General features: G+C 62.2%; 4 protein-coding genes. 1 reads left to right on the top strand and 3 read right to left on the bottom strand.

All coding sequences use genetic code 11. The features are described from left to right. Positions 1-643 precede the first annotated feature (643 nt). From AC1ECK_RS14380 to zwf, 3 genes are all read right to left on the bottom strand, one after another. Complete coding sequence (locus AC1ECK_RS14380; RefSeq protein ID WP_480320107.1) at positions 644-2,560, bottom strand: bifunctional transcriptional regulator/glucokinase; 1,917 nt, start codon at positions 2,558-2,560, stop codon at positions 644-646. After that, positions 2,538-3,242: a 6-phosphogluconolactonase gene (gene pgl / locus AC1ECK_RS14375; RefSeq protein WP_480320105.1), complete on the bottom strand. Its 705-nt coding sequence runs from the start codon at positions 3,240-3,242 to the stop codon at positions 2,538-2,540. The genes AC1ECK_RS14380 and pgl overlap by 23 nt, the downstream gene beginning before the upstream one ends. Positions 3,243-3,440: 198 nt before the next feature. Continuing rightward, entirely contained in the window at positions 3,441-4,901 is a 1,461-nt protein-coding gene (gene zwf / locus AC1ECK_RS14370) for a glucose-6-phosphate dehydrogenase (RefSeq protein ID WP_480320103.1), read from the bottom strand. Between the two features lie 505 nt (positions 4,902-5,406). Here zwf and AC1ECK_RS14365 point away from each other — a divergent pair. Continuing rightward, positions 5,407-6,654 carry an ABC transporter substrate-binding protein gene (locus AC1ECK_RS14365; protein ID WP_480320100.1) on the top strand — a complete coding sequence of 416 codons (1,248 nt, stop codon included), beginning with the start codon at positions 5,407-5,409 and terminating at the stop codon, positions 6,652-6,654. Positions 6,655-6,756 lie beyond the last annotated feature (102 nt).

Below are 6,756 nucleotides of genomic sequence, written 5' to 3'. Positions count from 1 at the left end.
GACAACCGCTAGCCCGTAGGTGTCCACCACTCAGGTCACCACGGAATGGTCCGCACGAGGACCTGCCCTCGCATCTCCCCCGCTAGTGACACAGCGCTCATCCACCCCACTCCGCACTGCGTGCGTCGCGGATGGGTCTGCCAGGGAAACCAGCGGCCACAAGATTGCCACTGCTAACGAAATTGGGTGTTACGCAATAAAGATTGGAACTACACGAAATTTATAGCGTTACCAGTTAAAACAGAGGACGAGTAGCGGTGGACTACCAGGAAGGGAATGCTAATAGCACGATCTTGCGCGCAAGCGCCAACCCAACATAGTTAGAACACCTGTTGAATTTGCAGTGGGAGTTGTGCCCGACGGCGGGGCGCGCAGCGCAACGCTGGAACGGATGACGGCCTTGTCACTAACGTGAGTGGTGCGAAAGAAGGTCCTCGTGCGGACCACTTCGTATTGGCCTATGTGGTGGACACCTACGAGCTAGCGGTTGTCAGCCCGCTTTCTTTTGCCTACTTTTCTTTGCGGCGGCAAAGAAAAGTAGGTGCCGCCCCGCACAGGGGCAACGCCAATAAACCGCTAACACAGCAAGGAAAGGCCAACACCCCAAGAACAACCACCAAAGCGCCGCACAGGCAAAAAAACCTTAATCCCGCGCCGAAGAAGCAGCCCCATGACTAAGCCAATCAAGCACAGCAGTAGCATCATCATCCGCGCCACCGCGCACTTTAGCGACGGCTTCAGCCACATCCTCACTAGGCAAGGCACGCCGGATCGCCACGCCAACGGCAAGAATATCGATCATGACAAGATGCAAAATCCGCGAAATCATGGATAGCTGCGACTCACGGATCTCAATGTGATCGGTCTCCAGCGCCACAGTGGCCCGCTTCGCCAACGGCGTGTTGCTAGACGTAATCGCAATCACCTGCGCCCCGGCCTGCATCGCCACATCCAACACCCGCAGCAACTCGGGCGCACGCCCTGACTTCGACACGGCAACAATCACATCTCCCTTGCCAAGCAGCGCCGCCGACGCCGCCTGCATGTACAGATCGCCATAAGCAATGGTAGGAATGCCAAACCGGAAGAACTTGTAGTGCGCATCCTGTGCGACGATGTTCGAATTGCCGAGTCCGTAAAACTCGATCCGGCGCGCGCCGTTCAACAGGTCGATCGCCCGCTCGACATGCTCGAAGTTCAAATGCTCGCGCAACTGCAAAATCGCAGAGATCGTGTTGTCCAGCACCTTCGCGCCGAAGTCCGTCGCCGTATCGCCCAGGTGCACCTGGCTGTGGCTCACGGGAATCGTTCCGGTCAGCCCCGTCGCCAGTTTCAGCTTGAAATCGGACAGGCCCTGGCAGCCGAGCGAGCGGCAGAAGCGGATCACCGTAGGCTGGCTCACGTCCGCCTTGCGCGCGATGTCCACAATCGGATCGTTGATGATCGAACGCGGATGATTCAATGCCAGATCCGCCACGCGGCGCTCAGCCGGTGTCAACGCGTCACGCATCTGGCGGATTCGCTCGAACACCGCGGAAGAACTGCCGCCCGCGCGGTTCGACAGTTGCTCCGCGAGGATCGCGGAGACGCCGAGGAACGCCGGGTACTCGGCGGTGATCACATAGGTCGGCACGTTCTTCAGATACGCCTCGAAGCGGCCCTTCGCTTCAAAGCGCTCGCGGAACGAAGAGCGCTCAAAGACTTCGCCAAGGCGCGGCACGACGCCGCCGCCAATGTAGATGCCGCCCAGCGCACCGAGCGTCACCGCAATATTGCCCGCGAACGTGCCGAGAATGCCGCAGAACACCTCCACCGATTCCGCCGCCAGCGGCTCGCCCTCGAGCGCACGTTTGACGACCTCGGACGTATCGAAGCTTGACGGTACGCGCTTCTTGTCGCGCGCTGCCAGCGCCCGGTAGATCACCTCGATGCCCGGCCCCGCCGACACGCGTTCGAATGACACGTGCGGCCACTTCTTGCGGGCGTACTGCAGTACCAGATCTTCGCGCTCGTCCATCGGCGCGAAGGTGGCGTGGCCGCCTTCGCTGCCGAGCGCGATCCAGCGGTCGTCAGCCGGAATCAGGCCGGAGACGCCGAGGCCCGTGCCCGGGCCCAGCAGGCCGATCACGCTGTTGGGGCGGCGTGCGCCGCCGCCCACCTGCACGCGTTGCGAGTCGGTCAGGCCCGGCAACGCCATCGCCAGCGCCGTGAAGTCGTTGACGACCAGCAGCGTGTCGAAGCCCAGCGCGCGCCGCGTGGCTTCGATCGAAAAGGTCCAGTCGTGATTGGTCATGCTGACCTGGTCGCCGTCGACCGGGTTCGCAATCGCAATCGCCGCGTGGTTCACGCGGCCGATCTTCGTATCCTTCAGGTATTTCTTGATGACTTCGGCGACGCCCGGGTAGTCGGCGCACGGATACACCTGCACCTGGCCAATCTCGCCAGGCCCCGTCTCCAGCGCAAAACGCGCATTGGTGCCGCCGATGTCGGCTAGCAGCCGTGGTCCGTCAGCGTGCTGGCCCGCGCCCGGGACAGCGTTATTTTTCACACCAGTAGACATCGAGTCTCACTCCCTTGTCGTTTGCCAGCTTTGAGATGGCATTTTTTTGTGGCGCAGCGGCGGCGGCATTCAGCACGTCCAGCTTGCGCGGTCCTGCAATCAACAGAAACAGGCGGCCCATCTGCTTCAACGCGGACATCGACCAGCTCACCCGCGCATGCGGCGCGCTGCCCGGATGCACCGCGACAAAGCGCTCGGGCGTCGTAATGGCGAAGTCCCACTCCGGCGCATCCGCGAAGATCGACGCCGTATGGCCGTCCTCGCCCATCCCGAGCACGGCGACATCCGGCAGCGCGCGGCGCGGGTCGGCGTTCAGCGCGGCGACCTGCGCTGCGAGCGATTGGGTGGTATCGACCAGCGGCCAGAACGCGGCGCCTTGCGCGGCGTTCTGCAACAGCGTCTCATGCGCAAAGCGCGAATTGCTGGCGCTGTCGGTTTCGGCAACCCAACGGTCGTCGACCAAGGTCACGGCAATGCGCGTCCAGTCGAACGGTTGCGTGGACAAGGTCTGCAGGAACGGACGCGGACTGCTGCCGCCCGACACTGCAAGCGTTACATGGCCCGCGCCAGTGGCGGTCGCGGTTGCCCGAGCGGCGAGGGACGCATGTAAGGCGTCGCCCACCGCTTGCGCCAGCGCGTCGGATTGGGCGCGCGGGTCGTCGAAAGCGTGAAGCTCGATCACTTCTCCTCCGTACTGCTTTTTTGTTGGGTCTGCGGAATATGCCGCCACGTCCGGTAACGACCGCCTGCGGAACCTGGGTTCCGTTCGCTGCCGTTGCCATCGCCGTTACGGCGCCATCCCGTTCAGTCCATCGGTGTCACGCAGGCGGCGCACGCGGCGCGGTCTTTCGCTCGCGCTGCGCCGCCGCATTCCGGTTCTTCAGTTTTCTTCCTCGAGCCAGCAGGTGCCGTGCTGCGCGAGCATCGCGCTCGAGGCCGCGGGCCCCCACGTGCCTGCTGCATACGGCTTGGGCGGCTTGTTCGCGGCTGCCCATTCGTTCAGGATCGGTTCCACCCAGCGCCATGCGGCTTCCTGCTCGTCGCGCCGCACAAACAGCGCGAGGCGGCCGTTGATCACATCGAGCAACAGGCGCTGGTAAGCCTCCATCTGCCCTTCGCGGAAGAACTGGTCGAACGCGAGGTCGAGGTGGACGCTGGCCAGGTTCATGCCCTCGCCGGGCTGCTTGGCGAGGCAATACAGGCGGATCGTTTCGTTCGGTTGCAGCCGGATCACCAGCCGGTTCGCGCCGGGACGCAACGCGGTAGGTCCAAGCGCCGAATGCGGCACTGCACGGAAGTTCACCACGATCTCGGCAACCCGGTCGGCCAGACGCTTGCCGGTGCGCAGGAAGAACGGCACGCCGGCCCAGCGCCAGTTTTCGATTTCCACCTTCAGGGCGACGAAGGTCTCCGTGTTGGAGTCCGTCTTGACGCCCGGCTCGGTCGCATAAGCCGGCACCGAGGTGCCGCGGATCACGCCCGAATGATACTGGCCACGCACGGCCACCTTGCCGATGTCGCGCGGATCGATGGGTTTAAGCGCGCGCAGCACGCGCAGCTTCTCGTCGCGCACGGAATCCGAATCCATCGAATGGGGCGGTTCCATTGCCACAATCGAGAGCAACTGCAGCAAATGGTTCTGCACCATGTCGCGCAGCGCGCCGGTATTGTCGTAGAAGTCGCCGCGCGCTTCCACGCCCAGTTCTTCGGCGATCGTGATCTGGATGCTTTCGACCCACTCGCGGCGCCACAGCGGTTCGAACAGCGCATTGCCGAAGCGCAGCGCCAGCAGGTTCTGCACCGGTTCTTTGCCGAGATAGTGGTCGATCCGGTAGATCTGTTCTTCGGCGAAGATTTCGCCCACTGCGTCGTTGATCGCGTTGGACGACTTCAGGTCGTAGCCAAGCGGCTTTTCCAGCACGATGCGCGCATTCGTATTGAGACCGACGGCGGCCAATGCGTGGCAGATCGGGACGAACAGCGACGGGCCCGTGGCGAGATAAAACACGCGGATGCCGGGCAGGCCGCTCAGCGCGTCGCGCAGCAACTCGAAGTCTGCGGGTTTGCCCAGGTCGAGCTTGACGTACTGGATGCGTTCAAGGAAGCCGGCCCAGGCGCTCTCGTCGAGCCCGTTCTTCGAGACGTACGGCTTGACGTGTTCGTTGACCCACTCGATATAGCCGCTGCGGTCCTCCGCATGACGCGCCACCGCCACGATCTTGCCGGTTTCGGCCAGCATGCCTGCACGGTGTGCTTCATACAGTGCCGGGAGGATCTTGCGCATCGACAGATCGCCAGTTCCGCCGAAGAGAACGAAGGTGAAGCTTGAGTCCGTAAACATGAGTCTCCGTCGATGTCCAGGGGCCGCCCGGAGCGACCGTAGTCCGATAAAATTTTTTTTGACACTGAATTGTAGTTTAACTACAATCCAAATCAAGAGGTAACGCTAATTCGATGAAAAAAGCGTGCGCAGCGAGGCAAGATGCGCGTTTTCCCGAATCGGCAGGCGTCCCCTGCATGTTAATGGACATTACGTTTTTGCACGTGTTGGCTGCCTTGGCGGCGGCACTCGGCAGCACGGATGTCAGGGTTAACGTGTGAGGCACCTCGAGTCTGCCGCGCGCGACGCGGGCAGGCAAAAATCAAAAGAGGAGACAGTCAGTTGCATCCCGAACCACTCATCTTCTGAGCTTCCAGCGGCCGAACGTCGGCTCGCCGGCACATGCATGCGCATGTGCTTGCCCGAAGCTCGATCGCCCAGTGTTTTGCCTGTTTGAACCAACCACAGCACCCTGGAGAATCAGGGGCCATTCGTTTTTTGTTCAGGTGTCTGGAGGAGATAAGCAATGAAATTCCGCGCGATCATGGGCGCTCTGTGCGCCGCAGGTCTGATGTGTGGCGTGTCCGCAGTGCAAGCTGCCGAGTCGATCGAAGTGCTGCACTGGTGGACGTCCGGCGGCGAGTCGAAAGCTGTCGGCGTACTGAAAGATGACATGCAGAAGCAGGGGTACACCTGGAAGGACTTCGCGGTTGCGGGCGGCGCAGGTGCGGCGGCCATGACGGCACTCAAGACGCAGGTGATCTCGGGTAATGCGCCGAGCGCTGCGCAGATCAAGGGTCCGCTGATCCAGGAGTGGGCGGAGCAGGGCGTGCTGGTGCCGATCGATTCCGCCGCGGGTGACTGGAAGAAGAATCTGCCGCCGCAGATCGACAAGATCATGCACGCAGACGGCCACTACGTCGCAGCGCCGTTCTCGGTGCACCGCGTCAACTGGGTATGGATCAACAAGGCAGCACTCGACAAGGTGGGCGCAAAGCCGCCTACCACGTGGCCGGAATTCTTCGCTCTCGCCGACAAGCTGAAGGCCGCCGGCATCCAGCCGGTCGCCGCAGGCGGTCAACCGTGGCAAGACCTGACGCTGTGGGAAGACGTGGTGTTGTCGCAAGGCGCTGACTTCTACAAGAAGGCGCTGGTCGACCTCGACCAGAAGACCCTGACGTCGCAACAGATGGTCGGCGTGTTCGACACGGTTCGCAAGATCGAGTCGTACATGGACAACGGCCGTACCGGCCGCGACTGGAACCTGGCGACCGCCATGGTCATCAACGGCAAGGCCGGCATGCAGTTCATGGGCGACTGGGCCAAGGGCGAGTTCGCCAACGCGAACAAGGCGCCGGGTACGGACTATGTCTGCGCACCGGTGCCGGGCACCTCGAAGGCGTACACGTTCAACGTCGACTCGTTCGTGTTCTTCCAGCAGAAGGGCGCGAAGGATGCAACGGCGGGTCAACTGGCGCTGGCCAAGACGATCATGAGCCCGGACTTCCAGGAGCAGTTCAGCCTGTACAAGGGTTCGATTCCGGTTCGTCTGGGCGTGAACATGGACAAGTTCGACGCCTGCGGCAAGCAGTCGTACGCGGATGAGCAAACGGCCATCAAGGCTGGCGGCTATGTTCCGTCGCTCGCACACGGCATGGCTCAGCCGGATGCAACGGCTGGTGCGATCACCGACGTCGTGACGAAGTTCATGAACTCGGACCAGGATTCGAAGAGCGCGGTTGAAGCGCTCGCGAAGGCTGCGAAGACGAAGTAAGTTCAGTAGCAAAGCGCCCGGTTGCGACTCCACGCGCCGCCGGGCGCCTCTCTTCAGCATGAAGATGTACCCAGAGTCAAAGCCTATGCCGGTCCAGCGTTG

Source organism: Paraburkholderia sp. SSBN10T (genome assembly GCF_056619545.1).
Note: the sequence above shows the minus strand (reverse complement) of the source record. Positions and strands in the feature narration are given on the sequence as shown.

Excerpts from the sequence above, each read along its gene's own strand:
- AC1ECK_RS14380 (WP_480320107.1), bottom strand. The coding sequence starts at position 2,560 with ATGTCTACTGGTGTGAAAAATAACGCTGTCCCGGGCGCGGGCCAGCAC.
- zwf (WP_480320103.1), bottom strand. The coding sequence starts at position 4,901 with ATGTTTACGGACTCAAGCTTCACCTTCGTTCTCTTCGGCGGAACTGGC.
- AC1ECK_RS14365 (WP_480320100.1), top strand. The coding sequence starts at position 5,407 with ATGAAATTCCGCGCGATCATGGGCGCTCTGTGCGCCGCAGGTCTGATG.